Here is an 18,240-nt window from a genome sequence, read left to right on the forward strand (position 1 = left end):
GCAGGGGCCCGGTCTGCGGGCCCGCATGCGGTCAACGACAAGAGGATTGCGACGATCGACAGGCTGCGCACGGATGAGGCTCCGGTTGCGTTCCGGGGCGGGGCGCCCCGGGACCTGGATCTATTGGACCGGCTCCCGCCGCCGCCCTCTTTGCGCTGGCGCAATGAGGGCGGCGAACCCGGATCAGCCGCGGGCCGGACGGGCCTGCAGCTGCGGCTCGTTGGGCACGGTCCGGCCGCTGAGCAGGCCCAGGATGAGCTGCACCACCATCGCCAGCGCGCCCAGCAGGAACACCACGTCGCCGAAGGTGCGGCCCCAGCGCAGGTTCTGCAGGATCTCCTGCTGCATGAAGGCTTCGCTGCGGGCGTACCACATGCCCTCGCTCACGCTGGCCTGGAACTGGATCAGCCCGATCGGCAGCAGGCTGGTGAAGATCATCAGCGCCAGGCCGATGTTCAGCCCCCAGAACGCCAGCTTCATCAGGCCGGGGTTGAGCGTGTAGTGCGGACGGATGTAGCGCAGCACCATCAGCGTGAAGCCCAGCGCCAGGAAACCGTACACCCCGAACAGCGCGGCGTGCGCGTGGACCGGCGTGGTGTTCAGGCCCTGGATGTAGAACAGCGACACCGGCGGGTTGATCATGAAGCCGAATACGCCCGCGCCCAGCATGTTCCAGAACGCCACCGACACGAAGCACATCAGCGGCCACTTCAGGTTGCTCATCCACGGCGCGCGCGACTTCAGGCGCCAGTTTTCCCAGGCCTCGTGGCCCAGCACGATCAGCGGCACCACTTCCAGCGCCGAGAAGCTCGCGCCCACCGCCATCACGGGCGTGGTGGCGCCGGCGAAGTACAGATGGTGGAAGGTGCCCGGCACGCCGCCCAGCATGAACAGCGAGGCCGAGGCCAGGCTGGCGGCGGTGGCCATGCGACGCGACACCAGGCCCATGCTCGTGAAGATGAAGGCCATCGCCGTGGTGGCGAAGACTTCGAAGAAGCCCTCGACCCACAGGTGCACGATCCACCAGCGCCAGTACTCCATGATCGTCAGGTGGGTGCGCTCGCCGTAGAAGAAGCCGGCGCCGTAGAACAGGCCGATGGCGCCCGTCGACGCGGTCAGCAGCGCCAGCAGGTTCTTGTCGGTGCCCTTGACGCGCAGCGCGGGCACGATGCCGCGCAGCATCAGCACCAGCCAGAACAGCAGGCCCACGTACTTCAGGATCTGCCACAGGCGGCCCAGGTCAATGTACTCATAGCCCTGGTGGCCCAGCCAGAAGTTCAGGTCCGCCGGCATGATCTGGGCGATCGCCAGGAAGTTGCCGATGTACGAGCCGACCACCACGACCACCAGCGCCCAGAACAGCATGTCCACGCCCAGCTTCTGGTACTTGGGATCGCGCCCGCCGTTGATCACCGGCGCCAGGAACAGGCCGGCGGCCAGGAAGCCGCTGGCGATCCAGAACAGCGCGCTCTGGACGTGCCAGGTGCGCACCAGCGAATACGGGAACCACTGCGACACGTCGACGCCGTAGAACTGCTGCCCTTCGACGGTGTAGTGCGCGGTGAAACCGCCCAGCAGCACCTGGAAGGCGAACAGGCCCGCCACCAGCAGCACGTACTTGCCCAGCGCCCGCTGCGAGGGCGTGAGCGTGAAGGTGGTAAGCGGGTCCTTGGGAGGCGCCTCGGGTTCGGGTTCTTCCTTGCCGCGCAGGAACGCCCAGGCCCACACCAGCAGGCCGATGCCGGCCAGCAGCACCACCACGCTGACGATGGACCAGACGATGTTTTCGGTGCTGGGCGTGTTGCCGATCAGCGGCTCGTGCGGCCAGTTGTTGGTGTAGGTGACGTCCTGGCCCGGGCGCTCGGTCGCCGCGGCCCACGCGGTCCAGAAGAAGAACTGCGTGAGCTGCGCGCGCCGCGCCGGATCGGGCAGGGTGTTTTCCTTCATGGCGTAGCTTTCGCGGGTGCGATGCTGCGACGGCGCGTCGGAGAACAGCAGGTCGTAGTAGGCCGCCGTCTGCGCCATCGCCCGCGCGCGGCGCGGACTGACCGTGAGCGTGTCGGTCGCGGCGTCGGTGCCGTTGCCGCGGTATTCGGCCTTCAGGGCCTCGCGCAGCGCGGCCTGCTCGGGCGTGGACAACTGCGCGTAGTCCTTGCCGTGCGCGTCGCGCGCGGCAAGGTCCAGCCAGGCCGTCAGTTCGCGGTGCAGCCAGTCGGCCGTCCAGTCGGGCGCCTGGTAGGCGCCGTGCCCCCAGATCGATCCCAGCTGCATGCCGCCGATCGATTGCCAGGCGGTCTGGCCGTCCAGGATGTCGTCACGGCCGAACAGGCGGGTGCCGTCGGCCGACACCACCTGGCCGGGAATCGGCGGCGCCTTTCGGTAGACTTCGCCGCCATAGAAACCCAGCAGTGCGAATGTGATCGTCAGCACGGCGATCAGCGTGAACCATAATTTCCGATACGGACCCATGATGGGAACGCCCTCCAGTGTTGCGGTTTTTGGGTACGCTCCTATATGCGAATTCCGTGCCAGAAAAATTTCCCTTTAAATCAACGGATTGTGATTTATAGGGTTTTTTTGACCGTGACACACAAGGGTGAAAATAACCATCGAAAGGTTATTTCAACCCTTCCCCGCCGTTTACGATGGCGCAGTCTCTTCCCGTCCCTCTACAAGGAGCCGACCGCATGGTGACCGCAAGCGACAACCCCGCCCCCTTGCATATCGGCATCGTGGCCTGCTCGGCCGAAGGCGCGGCGCTGTGCTATCGCACGCTGTGCGCCGAAGGCGCGCAGCGCCTGGGCCCGCACGCGCACCCCGAGATCTCGCTGCATACGCATTCGCTGGCCGACTACGTGGCCTGCCTGGACCGCGGCGACCTGGACGGCGTGGGCGCGCTGATGCTGTCCTCGGCGCACAAGCTGGCGCGCGCCGGCGCCGATTTCCTGATCTGCCCCGACAACACCATCCACCAGGCGCTGGACCCGATATTGGCGCGCTCGCCGCTGCCCTGGCTGCACATCGCCGCGGAAGTCGCCGCCCAGGCGCAGGCGCGCGGCCACCGCCGCCTCGGCATCCTGGGCACGCGCTGGCTGGCCGACAGCGAGGTCTACCCGGACAAGCTGGACGAACGCGGGCTGCAATGGCTGCGCCCCGAACCGCAGGACCGCGCGCTGGTGGGCCGCATCATCATGGACGAACTGGTGTACGGCGTCTTCAAGCCCGAATCGGTGGCGCGGCTGCAAGCCGTGGTCGAGCGCCTGCGCGCGGCCGGCTGCGACGCCGTGGTGCTGGGCTGCACCGAACTGCCGCTGGTGCTGGACGACGCCAATTGCGCGCTGCCCACGCTGGACTCCACCCGCATCCTGGCGCGCGCCGCGCTGGCCCGCGCGCTCAGATCTGCTCCAGCCCGTACTGGCGCAGGCGCTCCAGGTCCAGCACCTTGATCTGGTTGTAGGCCAGCGCCAGCATGTCCTGGTCGGCCAGGGCCTGCAGCGCCTGGTTGACCCGCTGGCGCGACAGGCCGGTGAGATAGCCCAGCTCCTCCTGCGAAATCGCCAGGGTCAGGTCGGTGGACGGATACAGCCGCGGATTGAACAACTGCGCCAGCGACTGCGCCACCCGCGCGTCCGCGTCCAGCAGGCGGTGGTTCTGGATGGAGGCGATGAATTCGCCCATGCGGTCGTTCAGCTGGCCGATGACGAAATGCGAAAACGGCAGGCTGGCCGCCAGCAGCGCGTGGAAGGTCGCCGCCGGCACCAGCAGCACCAGCGAGGGCTGGATGGCCACCACGTCGTACTTGCGCAATTCGCGCTTGATCACGCTGCCCTCGCCGAACCAGCCGCCCGGCGGCACGCCCGAAAACGTACAGCTGCGCCCCGACTCGTTGTAGATGGCCAGTTTGAGCAGGCCCGTATGCACGCCCAGCCAGTAATCCGAGGGCGCGTTGCGCCGCGCGATCCAGGCGCCGGCGTCCACGCGCTCGGCGCGCGAGCTCGCCAGGACCAGCTCCTGGTGTTCGGCCTGCAGCGCGCCGAACCAGGCGCAGGCGGCGAACAACGGCGCCGGTTCTTCGGCGGAAACGATGTTTGAAACGTCGGACATGGGAAGATCCGTGTAAAACTCGGGATGGGTCTGTCATGCAGGTGACAGACTGCATTTTCCGGCCGCCGATAAGCTCTAGCAAGCGAAGCGGAACAAACGCCCTCCGCGCAAAGAATATCCGGGTGCCTTCCGCATCCGACAGGAGACAAGCATGAGCAGCATGTACGAGCACGGCCTCGCGCGCCGCGAGGCCAATTACACGCCCCTGACGCCGGTGGATTTCATCGCCCGCGCCGCCGAAGTGTATGGGCAGCGCCTGGCCGTGGTCCACGGCAAGGTGCGGCGCAACTGGGCCCAGACCTACGAACGCGCGCAGCGCCTGGCCGGCGCGCTGGAGCAGGCCGGCGTGCGGCGCGGCGATACGGTCGCGGTCATGCTGCCCAACATCCCCGCCATGGTCGAGGCCCACTTCGGCGTGCCCATGCTGGGCGCGGTGCTCAACACCCTGAACACGCGGCTGGACATTCCCAGCGTGCTGTTCATGCTGGGCCACGGCGAGGCCCGGGCGCTGATCGTGGACACGGAATACGCCGAGGTCGCGCGCCGCGCCGTGGCCGAGTATCCCCACCTGAAACTGATTTCGGTGCACGACCTGGAGAGCGCGCCCGCCGCCCTGCCCGGCGCGATCGACTACGAAGACTTCCTGGCCGCCGCGCCCGCGCGCTACGACTGGCAGCCGCCCGCCGACGAATGGGACGCCATCGCGCTGAACTACACGTCCGGCACCACCGGCGATCCCAAGGGCGTGGTCTACCACTACCGCGGCGCCTATCTCAACGCGGTCAGCAACATCCTCGAATGGGACATGCCCAAGCATCCGGTCTATCTGTGGACCCTGCCCATGTTCCATTGCAACGGCTGGTGTTTCCCGTGGACGGTGGCCGCGCGCGCGGGCGTCAACGTCTGTCTGCGCAAGGTCGACCCCAAGATGGTGTTCGACCTGATCCGCGACGAAGGCGTGACCCATTACTGCGGCGCGCCCATCGTGCAAAGCGCGCTGGCCAACGCGCCGGCCGAAATGCGGGCGGGCATCCGGCACACCGTGCGCACCATGGTCGCCGGCGCGGCGCCGGCGCCGGCCGTCATCGCCAAGATGCGCGACATCGGTTTCGAGCTGACCCACGTCTACGGCCTGACCGAGGTCTACGGCCCGGCGGCCGTGTGCGCGCGCCAGGACGCCTGGGACGCGCTGGAAGACGAGCAGCGCGCGCTGCTCACCGCCCGCCAGGGCGTGCGCTACCACCTGCAGGCCGGCGTGTCGGTGCGCGACCCGGAAACCATGGAACCGGTGCCGCCCGACGAGCAGACCGTGGGCGAAGTCATGTTCCGCGGCAACATCTGCATGAAGGGCTACCTGAAGAACGAGCGCGCCACCGACGCCGCGTTCGCCGGCGGCTGGTTCCATACCGGCGACCTCGGCGTGATGACGGCCGACGGCTACGTCCGCATCAAGGACCGCAGCAAGGACATCATCATCTCGGGCGGCGAGAACATCTCCAGCATCGAAGTCGAGGACGCGCTCTACCGCCATCCCGCGGTGGCCGCGGCCGCGGTGGTGGCCATGCCCGATCCCAAGTGGGGCGAAACCCCGTGCGCCTTCATCGAGCTCAAGCCCGGCTGCAGCGCCACCGCCGAGGAAATCATCGCGCATTGCAGAAGCCTGCTGCCGGGCTTCAAGGTCCCGCGCGCGGTGCGCTTCGGCGAACTGCCCAAGACCTCCACCGGCAAGATCCAGAAGTTCGAACTGCGCGCCGCCGTGGGCGCGACCTCGGCCATCGACCTGGCCGCCCCGGGCAAGACGGCCTGACCACACCCCATCCAGGAGCGCCAACGCAATGACGTACCAAGCCCCCGTGAAAGACATGCTGTTCGTGCTGAACCGCCTGGCCGGCCTGCCCCAGGTGGCCGCCCTGCCCGGCTTCGAGGAAGCCACGCCCGACACCGTGCAGGCCGTGCTGGAGGAATCCGCGCGCTACGCCGGCGACGTGCTGGCGCCGCTGAACCAGCCGGCCGACCGCGAGCCCAGCGCCTGGCGCGATGGCGCGGTGACCACCTCGCCCGGCTTCAAGCAGGCCTTCCGCCAGTACGCCGAAGCCGGCTGGCAGGGCATGACCCATCCGGTCGAGTACGGCGGCCAGGGCCTGCCGGGGCTGCTGGGCTCGCCCTGCTCCGAGATGCTCAACGCCGCCAACCTGTCTTTCGCGCTGTGCCCGCTGCTGACCAACGGCGCGATCGAGGCGCTGCTGACCGCCGGCTCGCCCGAGCTGCGCGAGCGCTACATCGGCCCCATGATCGAAGGCCGCTGGACCGGGACCATGAACCTGACCGAGCCGCAGGCCGGCTCCGACCTGGCCATGATCCGCTCTCGCGCGCAACCCGCGGACGACGGCACCTACCGGATTTCCGGCACCAAGATCTTCATCACCTACGGCGAACATGATCTCGCCGAGAATATCGTGCACCTGGTGCTGGCCCGGCTGCCCGACGCGCCCGAAGGGGTCAAGGGCATTTCGCTTTTCCTGGTGCCCAAGTTCCTGGTCAACGAGGACGGCACGCTGGGCGCGCGCAACGACGTGCAATGCGTGTCGATCGAGCACAAGCTGGGCATCAAGGCCAGCCCCACCGCGACCTTGCAGTTCGGCGACGCCGGCGGCGCGGTGGGCTATCTGGTGGGCCAGGAAAACCGCGGCCTGGACGCCATGTTCATCATGATGAACGCCGCCCGCTACGCCGTCGGCGTGCAGGGCATCGCCGTCGCCGACCGCGCCTACCAGCATGCGCTGGCCTATGCCGCCGAACGCGTGCAGAGCCGGCCGGTGGACGGCTCCTCGCGCGAGGCCGTGCCCATCATCCAGCACCCCGACGTGCGCCGCATGCTGGGCACCATGCGCGCGCTGACCGAGGCCGGCCGCGCGCTGGCCTACGTCACCGCCGGCCATGCCGACCTGGCCCACGCCAGCTCCGACGCCGAAGCGCGCAAGCGCCACCTGGCGGTCCAGGAATTCCTGGTTCCCATCGTCAAGGGCTGGTGCACCGAGATGTCGATCGACGTGGCCAGCCTCGGCGTGCAGGTGCATGGCGGCATGGGCTTCATCGAGGAAACCGGCGCCGCGCAGTACTACCGCGACGCCCGCATCCTCACCATCTACGAAGGCACCACCGCGATCCAGGCCAACGACCTGGTGGGCCGCAAGACCCTGCGCGACGGCGGCGCCGTCGCCCGCGCCCTGCTGGCCGAAGTCCGCCAGACCGAAGCGGTGCTGGAGGCCAGCGGCGATCCCGCTGCGGCCCGCATGCTCGCGCCCCTGCGCCGGGCCAGCGCGGCGCTGTCCGACGCCGTCGATTTCGTACTGGCCAACGCCGCCAGCCATCCCAACGCGGTGTTCGGCGCCGCCGTGCCCTACCTGCTGCTGGCCGGCACCACCCTGGCCGGCTGGCAGATGGCGCGCGCCCTGCTCGCCAGCCTGGCGCACCGCGACGAAGACCCGGCGTTCCACGACGCCAAGATCGCCACCGCGCAATGCTATGCGCTGCACAAGCTGAGCCAGGCGCCGGGGCTGGCGGCGGTGGTGCTGGGGTCGAAGGATTACGCCTTGCCGTGACGGCAGGCGTAGGGGCGTTGCGCCGCCTGACGCGGCAGGGTCAGCGCCCAGAACGCCAGCGCCGCCAGGCTGATCGCCGCGCCCAGCGCGCAGACGCCCGGCCATCCGGCCTGCGCGTATATCGCGGTCGAGGCGATCGAGCCCAGGCCGCTGCCGGCGGCGTAGAACATCATGTAGCCGCCCACCAGGCGGCTGTGCGCCTGGGCGCTGATGCCGAAAATCATGGCCTGGTTGGTGACGTGCAGCGCCTGCAAGGCCACGTCCAGGACCAGCACGCCCAGCGCCAGCAGCCACAGGCTGTGTTCCAGCAATGCGATCGGCGCCCACGACAGGCACAACAGCGCCAGGCCCGCCGCCGTGGTGCGCTCGCCCAGTCCGCGATCGGCCAGCCGGCCGGCGCCGGCGGCCATCAGCACGCCGACCGCGCCCACCAGCCCGAAGGCGCCCACCGCCGTATGCGTCAGCGAATGGGGCGGCGCGCTCAAGGGCAGCACCAGCGCGGTCCAGAACGCGCTGAAGGCGGCGAACATCAGCATCGCGATCGTGCCGCGCACGCGCAGCACGCGCTCTGACGCGAGCAAGTCGTAGAGCGAACGCAGCAGCGCCCAGTAGCCCAGGTCCACCGTGGGCAGGCGGCGGCGCGGCAGGCGATAGGCCAGCACCACCGCAAGCGCCGCCGCCAGCGCGGCCGACACCAGGTACACCGCGCGCCAGCCCCAGGCGTCGGCCACCACGCCGGCCAGCACCCGGGCCAGCAACAGCCCGGTCACCACGCCGCCCTGCGCGGCCCCGACCACGCGGCCGCGTTCGCCCGGTGCGGCCAGCGCCGCCGACAGCGCCAGCAGGCCCTGCGTCATCGCCGTGCCCAGCAGGCCCAGCGCGACCATGCCGGCCAGCAGCCAGGGCGCGGCAGGCGCGACCGCCACGGCCGCCAGCGCCAGCACCAGCAGCCCGAGCTGGCCGATCATCAGGCGACGGCGGTCCAGCAGGTCGCCCAGCGGCACCACAAACAGCAGCGCCAGCGCGCAGCCCAGCTGCGTGGCCGTCACCACCACGCCCACCGCCGCCTCGGACAGGCCGAACTCGCGGCCGATGGCGTCCAGCAGCGGCTGCGCGTAATACACGTTGGCCACGCTCAGGGCGCAGGCCACCGCAAGCAGCAGCACCAGCGAACGCGGCATGGGAGAGTCGTCGGACATGGCGATTCCTTTTGGTTTCATTACAAAACCAGAATACTAGGATTCAAGGTTTTATAATGCAACCATTATTTTTCCTGCGCGAGGAATCGGCATGGTCAAACGCACGAGTTTCGAAGGCGCCGCCTGCCCGGTGGCGCGCTCCCTGGACGCCATCGGCGACTGGTGGTCGCTATTGATCGTGCGCGACGCCTTCGACGGGCTGCGCCGCTTCGGCGAGTTCCAGAAAAGCCTGGGCGTGGCCAAGAACATCCTCAGCGACCGCCTGCGCACGCTGACCGTGCACGGCATCCTGGCCGCGGCCCCCGCCTCCGACGGCAGCGCCTACCAGGAATACGTGCTCACGGAAAAAGGCCGTGCGCTGTTCCCGGTGATCGTCGGCCTGCGCCAATGGGGCGAAGACCACTATTACGGCCCCGCCGAGCCCCACTCGCTGCTGATCGACCGCAAGCGCGGCCAGCCCGTGCGCCGGCTGGAAGTGCGCGCGCAGGACGGCCGCCCGGTCGGCCCGGAAGACACCGTGGTACAGAAGACGGATGCCTAGGATCCGGCCCACTGCCCGGTCGCCAGAGAGGCCGGCGAATAGGCCTCGAAACGCCAGCGCAGCGCCAGCGCGCCCGGACGGAACGCCACGCGGCGCGCGTGCACCCGCCACAGCCGTTCGGCGCCCTCGAACCGCGCGATCTCGGGGCTGTCCAGGATCACTTCGGCGCGTCCGGCCAGCTGCAGCACGTCGCCGCGCTCGAAGTCGATGAACAGCAGCCCGGCGCGCGGGTTCAGCACCATGTTGCCCAAGGTGTTGAAGTAGCGATTGCCCGAGAAATCCGGGATGGTCAGCACATTGCCCTCCACCCGCACGAAGCCCGGCTTGCCGCCGCGGTGCGACACGTCCACGGCGCGCTCGCCGGCGTCGGCGTAGCTGGCCACGAACAGGGTGTCGGACCGCGCGATCAGCGCGCGGGCGGCGGTGTCCAGCCCGTCGCGCTCGCGCGGCGCGCCGGCGAAACGCAGCGCCGGCGAACGGGAGAAATGGAAATCGCGGGCCTGTATGTACTTGGGACAGTTGCCGAAGGACTGCGCCACCGCGATCTCGAAACGCTTGCCGTCCCAGGCCGAAATGCGGCCGTTGACCCGGTTGCGCCGGCGCGTGTGCAGCTCGATGCCCAGCACGCCCACCGGCCGGTCCGGTCCCAGGCCGGCCAGCAGCGGATCGTCGGCATCGGGCGTGGCGCAGACGCGCAGCACGCGCGGATCGGGCGAAACCGCGAAGCCGGGCGGCCCCTCCAGCACGCCGGCCCAGGGATCGCCCTGCCCGTCCACCGCGCCGGCCACCAGGAACGGCAGCTGCGCGAAGAATTCGCGGTGCTGGTCCGGCATGTAGTCGCGGATGACCTTGGGCCCGGTCTGCTGCATGCGTTCGGCCACGCCGGCGTGGCGTTGCAGCAGGGTTTCGCCGGCATGCCAGGGCGACGGCGTTGCGGCAGGCGTCGAAGCGATGGACATGATTGCGCTCCCTGCCATCACGCGGCCAGCAGGCCCACCGGCGAGCAAGCCATGGGCACGAAGCGCGGCAGGCCTTCGATGCGGCGCAGCCAGGCCCGCAGCGCCGCATAGCCGTCCAGCGACACATTGCCCTCGGGCGCATGCGCCACATAGGCATAGCAGGCGACGTCCGCGATCGAGGGCGTCGCGCCGGCCAGAAAGTCGCGGCCGGCCAGCTCGCGGTCCATGACCGCCAGCAAGGCATGGGCGCGCGCCAGCGTGCTGTCCACGTCGTAGGGCGCACCGAACAGCGTCACCAGGCGCGCTGCGGCGGGACCGGCGGCCAGCGGCCCGGAAGCCACCGACAGCCAGCGCTGCACCGCGGCCGCGCCGGCGGCGTCCTCGGGCAGCCAGGCCCGGCCGCCGTAGCGCCTGGCCAGGTAGACCAGGATCGCGGTGGAGTCCGCCACCACCACGCCGCCGTCATCGATCACCGGCACCTGGCCGAACGGATTGAGCGCCAGGAACGCGGGGCGCTTGTGTTCGCCGCCGCGCAGGTCCACGTCGACCGTCCGGTGCGGCACATCGAGCAGGGACAGCATGAGCGCCACGCGATGGGCATGGCCGGACAGCGGAAAGCTGTAGAACGTCAGGATGGAAGGCTGGGCGGTCTGCATGAGGTTTCTTCAATGGGGACTGGAGACAGCCCCATCTTGGCCCCGCGCCGGCCGCGGGGGAACGGCCGGCCGCGGCAAGACACTCTTGCAGGCGGTGAAAGAATATGCGGCTAGGCCGGCAGCGCGGCCAGGTCGCGGCGCAGGGCCTCGACACAGAAATCGACGAAGCTGCGCACCTTGGCCGAACTCTTGCGGCCTTCCGGATACACCACGTGCACCGGCAAGGGCGGCAGTTCGAAGTCCCGCAGCACCACTTCCAGTTCGCCGCTGGCCAGGTGGCGCGCGACCTGGTAGGACACCACCTGCGTCAGGCCCCAGCCCTCGCGGGCCGCCAGCACCGCGGCCTGGAACGAGGTGACCGTCAGCTGCGAATCGAACCGCACGCGCCTGGGCTGGCCGTCCTGCAGGAAGCGCCATTGCGGCCCGCGCCCTTCCATCGCCGCGGTGATGGTGCAATAGCGCTGCAGCTCGTCCGGATCGCGCGGCGCGCCATGTTCGCGCAGGAACGCGGGCGCGGCGCACACCACGCGGCGCACCTGCCCCACCTGCACGGCGGTCAGCGACGAATCGGGCAAGGCGCCGATGCGCACCGCCACGTCCACGCCTTCGTCGAGCAGATTGACCACGCGGTCCACCAGCAGCGTGCGCACCGAGACTGCGCGGTGCGCGCGCAGATAGCCCAGCACCGCCGGCATCACGTGCAGCTCGCCGAACAGGGCCGGCGCGGTGATGCTGAGCGCGCCGCGCGGGGCGGCCATGGCGCCGGCCGCGGCGTCATCGGCCTGTTCCACCTCTTCGAGGATGCGGCGGCAGTCCGCGGCATAGCGCTGGCCGGCCTCGGTCAGGCGCAGGCTGCGCGTGGTGCGCACCAGCAGCAAGGCGCCCAGCCGCCGCTCCAGCGCCGCCACGCTGCGTGTGACGCTGGGCGCCGACATCTCCAGGCGCCGGGCGGCGGCGGCGAAGCTCTGCGCCTCGGCCACCGCCAGGAATACGGTCATTTCATGGAATCGGTTCACGGTGCGCCGCCAGGGTCGCGGCAAGGCCGCCGCGCAATGTCGGACGATATTAGAAGCGGCTCCCGGACCCGTCAATCCGGCGCCGGATCACAGCGCGCGCGCCCGCGTTCCTATCGCGTCGAGCAGTTCCAGCGCCCTGGCCGCGGCGCCGGCGCCGCCTTCCATGTCGCCGCGCACGTGCAAGGGGCGCAGTTCCTCGATCGCTTCGAGCTGCGCGATCAGCAGCGGTTCGGCCAGCCGGTACTTGCGCAGCACGCTCACCATGCACATGGACGCGTGCACCATGTCTTCGGACTCGTCGCTGACGCCAGTCCTGTGCAGCGTGTAATTGACCCAGTGCGTGGCCGCCAGCATCGCCGCCTCGATGCGGATCTCCCAATCCGCGTCGGTGAGCTTGGCGAGCGAGCGCTCGATCCGCCGCGCCTTGGCGCGATGATGGTCAGGAATCATCTGCGCGCCTCCGGAAGGACCAGCGCGTCATAGACTGCGATGGCTTCCGACAGCGCACCGTCGCAGGCATCGACTATGGCCTGCGTCGGAACGCGGTCGCCCCGCAGGCAGGGATCGCGATAGGTTTCCAGTTCGTGCAGCGCGGCTTCCAGGCGCTGCACGGGCTCGGGCATTTCCCCTGGAATCGCCGGCCAGCCGACATGGCTGACGTCGCCCGGGCCGCGCAGTTCGCGCCGCCAGCCGCCGTCGGGCTGCGGCACCACGTGCACGCCTGGAATGGTCGAGAAAACACGGTCCTCGCTGGTCAGCCCCACCGTGTGCAGCGCGGCGTTCCAGATATTGGTTCCGGCCGTCAGGCCGGTCCAGTACCACAGCTCGAAATCCTCCAGGGGGTCGAGCCTGGCGCGCAGCCGCAGCAGGCGGCCGATCTTTTCGGCATGGGAAGCAATCTTCATGGCCTGTCTCAATCCGCCTGGATATTGCCGTCGACCACGACCTTGCGCCAGGCCGCCAGGTCGTCCTTTATCGTCTGCACGAACGCCTCGCGGCTCACGGCCTGCGCCGGCGGCACGTTGGCCTGCAGCAGCGCCTGCCTGAACGCCGGCTGCACCTGTTCGCGGTTGATGACGGCGTGCAGGCGCTCCACGATTTCCGGCGGCGTGCCCTTGGGCGCGAAAATGCCTTGCCAGCCCGCGGCGGTGAAGGGATAGCCCTGCTCGGACAACACCGGCACCTCGGGCAGCCGGGGGCTGCGCACCGTGCCGGTCAGGGCGATGGGCCGCAGCTTGCCCTGCTCGATGAAGCCCTGCGGCGCCACGACGTCGACCCAGCCTATCGGCAGCTCGCCCGACACGATGTTGGTGAGCAAGGAAGGCGAAGTCTTGTACGGAACGTGATTGATGCGCAGGCCGGCCCGCTGCTTGAGCCACTCCATCGTCAGGTGGCCGTTCGAGCCCACGCCCCAGCTTCCGTACGAAGGGTACTTGTCGGGATCGCTGCGCAGCAGCGCCACCAGTTCGGGCAGCGTCCTGGCCGGCACCGACGGATGCACCACCAGCAGCACCCCGCCCACGGAGGACAGCGCCACCGGCTCCAGGTCGCGCAAGGTCCGGATCGATATGGCGGGATTCAGGGCCTCGGCCATCACCATGGACGAGGCCGTGCTGTGCAGGATCGTGTAGCCGTCCGGCGCCGCGTTCTTGACCGCGGCCGAACCGATCAGCCCGTTCGCGCCGGGCCGGTTCTCGACCACGAAAGGCTGGCCCAGCGCGTCCTGCAGCCGGGCGTAGAGCTGGCGCGCCAGCGTGTCCAGCACGCCGCCCGGCCCGCCGGGGACGATTACCTTGACCGGCCGCGCGGGCCATTCGCCGGCGCCCTGGGCGCGGACCAGGCCGGCCGCCAGCGCCGCCGTCGCGCCGAGTATGAGTTGCCTGCGAGTCAACGATGCCATGATTCATCCATCCCGTGGTTCAGGTTCGCGGCCGGACCGGCCGGCCGCCCGGTTTCAGTCCGGCTTGCGCAGAAAGCCCTGGTTGCCGCCGTTGCGGTTGGGCGCGAAGCCGTTGGCCCGCAGCGTCTCGTCGGCGGTCTCGTAGAACACGCCGATCTTCATGATCTCGCGCGCCTGCTGCGCGGTGGCGATGGGGCGGCCGAATTCGCCGGAGATGCGGACCAGCTGCCTGATCTGCTCGACCGAGCTCATCTTGCCCGTGCGCGTCTGGTTCCACAGCACGTCCTCGATGCCGCAGCGCACGTGCAGGCCCAGCGCGATGCCGATCATGTTGATGGGCAGCACGTTCAGCACCGAGCTCTCCACCGTGACCACCGCGCCGTCGGGCACGGCGCGCAGCATGTTGGCCAGGTTGTAGATGTTGGCCTGGTCCATGCCGCCGCTGATGGCGACCCAGTTCATCACCAGCGGACCCTTGTAGACGCCGCGGCGGATCATGCGCTCGATCGTCTCGAAGCTGTTGATGTTGTAGACCTGGAACTCGCTCTGGATGCCCGCCGCCGTCAGGCGCCGGATGTGCTCCTCGGCCCAGCTGGGATTGGAGGGCACGATCATGTCCTTGTAGGTCGAATACAGCTCCGGAAAGCCGCGCGAAACGCCCCGGAAGTCATCGACGCCGGCATGCTCGGTGACGTTCATCTGCGTGGTGTTGACGGTCACCGTGACCTGGTCGGGCTTGGGATCGAGTTCGGCCAGCATGTGGCGGGTGTCGTCGCTGAGCCACTTGGCCGCCTGCCCTTCCTCGGGCGCGAAGCTGATGGAGCCGCCGACCTGGATGATCATCTCGGGCACGGCCTCGCGCACGCCGGCGATCAGTTCGTTGAACATGGACAGGCGCTTGCTGCCCTTGCCGTTGGCTTCGCGCACGTGCAGGTGCAGCACGGTGGCGCCGGCTTCGTAGCAGTCCACCGCCTTCTGGATCTGCTCTTCCATCGTGACCGGAATATCTTCGGGAAAGTCCGAAGGAATCCAGCCCGGCGCGTAAGGCGCGGCGGTGATGATCAGGGGTTGCTGGTTTTCGGGATACAGATGGCCGTCTAGGAAATTCATGGCTGGATGCTCCGCTGGGGTGGAAATGGAAGGGTTGCGGCGCCGGGCGTGCGCGGCCGTGCCGGCGCGCGCAGGCGCGCCCGTGTCGCGTGGGAAACGGTGCGGGCGGGTCAGTTCGCCCGGATGTCGAACTTCTTGACGATGGCGGCGTTGCGCTGGAACAGCTGCCGGTTTTCGGCCAGCAGCGCGGCCGTATCGGTGCTCACGTCGGGCTCCAGGCCCACGTCGCCGAGCTTCTGCTGCACCGTGGGCGCGCTGGCCGCCTTGCTGACGATGGCCTGGAGCCTGGCCAGTACCTCGGGCGGCAGCTTGCTGGAACCGTAGAAGCACACCTGGCCCTGGAACTGGATTTCGGGGTAGCCCAGCTCGCTCATCGTCGGCACCTCGGGAAAATACCTGGACCGGTTCTTTCCGGCGACGGCATAGGCGCGCAGCCTGCCGCTCTTGATCAGCGGCAGGGACGTCACCATGCCGTCGAACATCACGTCGACCTGCCCGCCGATCACGTCCTGCAGGGCCTGCGGCGATCCCAGGTAGGCCACGTGCTGCATATCCAGCCCGGCCTGGCTGCTGAAGATCAGCCCGGAGTACTGCGACACCGTGCCCGTGCCGTAGCTGGCGAAAGAAGACTTGCCCTTGCGCGTCTTCAGGTGCTCGACCAGGCTCGGGAAATCCTTGGCCGGATAGTCTGCCGAACTCACCAGCGCATAGCTGGTGAACGCCACCCGGGCGATGGTGACGATATCGCCCAGCGGGTCGTACGGCACCTTCATCACCTGCGGCGCCTCGACCAGCATGTTGTTCGGCCCGAGCGCGATGGTGTCGCCGTCGGGATCGGCCTTCAGCATGGCGCTCAGGCCTATCGAGCCGGTCGCGCCGGGACGGTTCTCGATGACCACGGGCCGGCCGGTGTCCGCGGACATCTGCTGCCCGATCACGCGGGCGGCGATGTCTATCGTGCCGCCCGGCTGTCCCGGGACGATGACCCGCAAGGGCTTGCCGCCCAGCGCCCAGGCGCTGAACGCCAGCGACCATCCGATCAAGGCCACGGCGGGCCGTGCAAATCGCTGCAGTCTCATGTCCGTCTCCTGTGCTTTCTTATGTCGGACGGATGCGCGCTGCGCAATGCCTGTCCTGTGGGCATAAGTATCTGCCGGACGCTGCGCGCTCACTTGCTTTTCTGGGACACAAGTTTGCTTTTTTGGGACATGGACCCGGCCTGCCTGCTCCACTCGGTGGCGCTGCAGCCGAACAGGCCGCGGAACCAGTGGCTGAAGCTGCTGGCGCGGGCGAAACCGAGCAGCTCCGCCACCTCGCCCAGCGGCAGGTCGCTCTCGCGCAGATGGTGTCTGGCCAGGTCCGAGCGCACCTGGTCGAGCAGCCGGCTGAAGCTCAGCCCTTCCGCTTCGAGCCGGCGGTGCAGCGTGCGCCGGTCGACGTGCAGGAAGCGCGCCACTTCCTGCGCGCTGCACGCGCCGCTGGGCAACAGCGCCAATATGACCCGGCGGCAGGTCTCCTGAGCGCTCTCGCCGCGATCGGTCAGCGCCGCTTCCAGGTATTTGCGCGCCAGGTCGGCGGCGACCTGGTCTCCCGGCTCGCGCGGGCGGGACAGGTCGCTGGCCAGGCACACCAGCCCGTTGAAGTCCTGGTTGAATTTGACGGCGCGGCGGAAATAGGCGCGATGCGCGGCGACGTCCTTGGGCGGACGATGCGTGAAACAGACGTCCAGCGGCTGCCAGCGCGGCCCGATCAGTTCGCTGAGGATGCGAAACAGCGTGCCCACGGCCAGCTCCACCGACTGGCGCATCGCCAGTCCGGGCGTGGGCAGGAGATCCTCGCGCAGCACGATCACGTTGCCCGCGTCTTCGACGCGGATGATCAGCGAGGCGTTCACCAGCCGCAGATAGCGGCACAGGGTGTCGATGGCGGCGCGCGGCGTGGGCGCTTGCCTGAGCACCAGGCTGATGGGGCCGAGCGCGGACAGCTTGCGCCTTGCGGCCAGGCGCAGCGCCAGGTCTTCCGTGCGCGTGGCGCGCGCGGTGATCTCCAGCAGTTCGCGCACGGCGTCCCGCGAAATCAGCATCTCCGGATCGTCCAGGAACTTCGCCTGCAGGCCGACCGCCTTCATGAAGGCGTAAGGGTCGCGGCCCAGCGATTGCACCAGTTCGACGTAGCCGCTGAGGCTGCCGCTGCGCATCAGCTGCGGGGCGTGTCTCATGCCTGGGCCTCGAATTCCCGGCCCAGCCACGCCAGGAACGCCTTGACCGGCGGATGCCGTTCGCGCCCCGGCGCGCACAGCGCCGTATAGGCCGCGCCCGCCACCCGCACCTGCGGACGGCAGGCCACCAGGGTGCCCGCGTCCACGCTGTCGGACACCATCACCGAGCTGGCCAGCACCAGGCCCTGCCCGGCGATGGCGGCCTGCAGCGCATAGTGTTCCTCGTCATAGGCGTGTTCGGCCGCCGGCCGGCGCCAGGCCGGCAGCCCGGCCGCCTCGCACCAGTCCCGCCAGCCCTGTTCGTACAACAGCGAGTCGCGCCAGCGCACGGTCACCAGCGCCGGCGCGCGCCTGCCCTGCCGCGCCACCAGGGCCGGCGCGCCATAGACGCCGAACCACTCCTGCAGCGTGCAGGCGGCATGCAGGCCCGGATACTGCCGGCGGCTGTAGCGCACCGCCACGTCCACGCTGGCGTCCTGCAGCAGGTCCACCGGCTCGGCGCTGGCGTTCAGGCGCAGCTGGTATTGCGGATGGGCCTCGTAGAAACGTCCCAGCCGCGGCACCAGCCACAAGGCCGCGAACGAATGCGTGGTCGATACCGTCAGCGCGCCCGAGGCCGGCGCCGGCCGCAAGTCGTCCAGCGTCTGGGCCACGTCCAGCAGCGCGCCGTGCACGCGCGCGAACAATCGGCCGCCGGCGTCCGTCAGGCGCACCCCGCGCGGCACGCGTTCGAACAGCGCCACGCCCACATGGCGCTCCAGCGCCTTGACCTGGTGCGAAACCGCCGTCGCGGTGACGGCAAGCTCGGCCGCGGCCAGCTTGAAACTGCGCAGCCTGGCGGCGGCCTCGAAGGTGCGCAGCGCCGTGACGGGTAGCGTGGCGAACATGGATGGCGGGCCCTGGGATGAATTTGATTCATCTTAGTTCAGGAATGC

Annotated in this window: 17 protein-coding genes; 4 read left to right on the forward strand and 13 right to left on the reverse strand. The window is 69.2% G+C overall.

Features of this window, described 5'->3' with window-relative positions; translation table 11 throughout:
• Positions 1-183 precede the first annotated feature (183 nt).
• A complete protein-coding gene (locus tag AC1M14_RS16415; RefSeq protein ID WP_479730047.1) occupies positions 184-2,469 on the reverse strand; it encodes a nitric-oxide reductase large subunit in 2,286 nt (761 codons plus the stop codon).
• Between the two features lie 218 nt (positions 2,470-2,687).
• On the opposite strand from AC1M14_RS16415, the gene AC1M14_RS16420 reads away from it, so the two are divergent.
• Positions 2,688-3,446, forward strand: a complete 759-nt coding sequence (locus AC1M14_RS16420; RefSeq protein WP_479730048.1) for an aspartate/glutamate racemase family protein — start codon at positions 2,688-2,690, stop codon at positions 3,444-3,446.
• On the opposite strand, the gene AC1M14_RS16425 is transcribed toward AC1M14_RS16420, so the two are convergent.
• Entirely contained in the window at positions 3,394-4,104 is a 711-nt protein-coding gene (locus tag AC1M14_RS16425; RefSeq protein WP_102771553.1) for a Crp/Fnr family transcriptional regulator, read from the reverse strand. The two genes, AC1M14_RS16420 and AC1M14_RS16425, sit on opposite strands and share 53 nt — an antisense overlap.
• A gap of 151 nt (positions 4,105-4,255) precedes the next feature.
• On the opposite strand from AC1M14_RS16425, the gene AC1M14_RS16430 reads away from it, so the two are divergent.
• Positions 4,256-5,911: an acyl-CoA synthetase gene (locus AC1M14_RS16430; RefSeq protein ID WP_102771554.1), complete on the forward strand. Its 1,656-nt coding sequence runs from the start codon at positions 4,256-4,258 to the stop codon at positions 5,909-5,911.
• Between the two features lie 28 nt (positions 5,912-5,939).
• Complete coding sequence (locus AC1M14_RS16435; protein WP_479730049.1) at positions 5,940-7,706, forward strand: acyl-CoA dehydrogenase; 1,767 nt, start codon at positions 5,940-5,942, stop codon at positions 7,704-7,706.
• Here the strand turns inward: AC1M14_RS16435 and AC1M14_RS16440 are convergent.
• Positions 7,691-8,905 (reverse strand): MFS transporter, encoded by a 1,215-nt coding sequence (locus tag AC1M14_RS16440; protein WP_479730050.1) that lies wholly within the window; start codon positions 8,903-8,905, stop codon positions 7,691-7,693. The two genes, AC1M14_RS16435 and AC1M14_RS16440, sit on opposite strands and share 16 nt — an antisense overlap.
• 91 nt (positions 8,906-8,996) lie before the next feature.
• Here AC1M14_RS16440 and AC1M14_RS16445 point away from each other — a divergent pair, with 91 nt between their 5' ends.
• Complete coding sequence (locus AC1M14_RS16445; RefSeq protein ID WP_479730051.1) at positions 8,997-9,446, forward strand: winged helix-turn-helix transcriptional regulator; 450 nt, start codon at positions 8,997-8,999, stop codon at positions 9,444-9,446.
• Here AC1M14_RS16445 and AC1M14_RS16450 read toward each other — a convergent pair.
• The 10 genes from AC1M14_RS16450 to AC1M14_RS16495 form a co-directional block, all read right to left on the reverse strand.
• Positions 9,443-10,405, reverse strand: a complete 963-nt coding sequence (locus AC1M14_RS16450; RefSeq protein ID WP_479730052.1) for a pyridoxamine 5'-phosphate oxidase family protein — start codon at positions 10,403-10,405, stop codon at positions 9,443-9,445. The genes AC1M14_RS16445 and AC1M14_RS16450 overlap by 4 nt on opposite strands.
• Positions 10,406-10,422: 17 nt before the next feature.
• A complete protein-coding gene (locus tag AC1M14_RS16455; RefSeq protein WP_479730053.1) occupies positions 10,423-11,061 on the reverse strand; it encodes a glutathione S-transferase family protein in 639 nt (212 codons plus the stop codon).
• Positions 11,062-11,171: 110 nt separating this feature from the next.
• Entirely contained in the window at positions 11,172-12,077 is a 906-nt protein-coding gene (locus AC1M14_RS16460; protein ID WP_479730054.1) for a LysR family transcriptional regulator, read from the reverse strand.
• An 87-nt stretch (positions 12,078-12,164) separates the two neighbouring features.
• The gene (locus AC1M14_RS16465) at positions 12,165-12,527 is read right to left on the reverse strand and encodes a hypothetical protein (protein ID WP_102771560.1); all 363 of its coding nucleotides are present in this window, start codon (positions 12,525-12,527) and stop codon (positions 12,165-12,167) included.
• On the reverse strand, positions 12,524-12,982 hold the full coding sequence (locus AC1M14_RS16470) for a hypothetical protein (protein ID WP_479730055.1): 459 nt from the start codon (positions 12,980-12,982) through the stop codon (positions 12,524-12,526). The genes AC1M14_RS16465 and AC1M14_RS16470 overlap by 4 nt, the downstream gene beginning before the upstream one ends.
• Positions 12,983-12,990: 8 nt before the next feature.
• Positions 12,991-13,977: a Bug family tripartite tricarboxylate transporter substrate binding protein gene (locus tag AC1M14_RS16475; RefSeq protein WP_479730056.1), complete on the reverse strand. Its 987-nt coding sequence runs from the start codon at positions 13,975-13,977 to the stop codon at positions 12,991-12,993.
• A gap of 54 nt (positions 13,978-14,031) precedes the next feature.
• On the reverse strand, positions 14,032-15,087 hold the full coding sequence (locus AC1M14_RS16480; protein WP_111825449.1) for a beta-keto acid cleavage family enzyme: 1,056 nt from the start codon (positions 15,085-15,087) through the stop codon (positions 14,032-14,034).
• A 110-nt stretch (positions 15,088-15,197) separates the two neighbouring features.
• Complete coding sequence (locus AC1M14_RS16485) at positions 15,198-16,166, reverse strand: tripartite tricarboxylate transporter substrate binding protein (RefSeq protein WP_102771564.1); 969 nt, start codon at positions 16,164-16,166, stop codon at positions 15,198-15,200.
• 89 nt (positions 16,167-16,255) lie between these two features.
• Positions 16,256-17,305: an AraC family transcriptional regulator gene (locus tag AC1M14_RS16490; protein WP_479730057.1), complete on the reverse strand. Its 1,050-nt coding sequence runs from the start codon at positions 17,303-17,305 to the stop codon at positions 16,256-16,258.
• Positions 17,302-18,192 (reverse strand): LysR substrate-binding domain-containing protein, encoded by an 891-nt coding sequence (locus tag AC1M14_RS16495; RefSeq protein WP_209164843.1) that lies wholly within the window; start codon positions 18,190-18,192, stop codon positions 17,302-17,304. The genes AC1M14_RS16490 and AC1M14_RS16495 overlap by 4 nt, the downstream gene beginning before the upstream one ends.
• Between the last annotated feature and the right edge of the window lie 48 nt (positions 18,193-18,240).

This window comes from Achromobacter sp. SX5, from assembly GCF_056711425.1.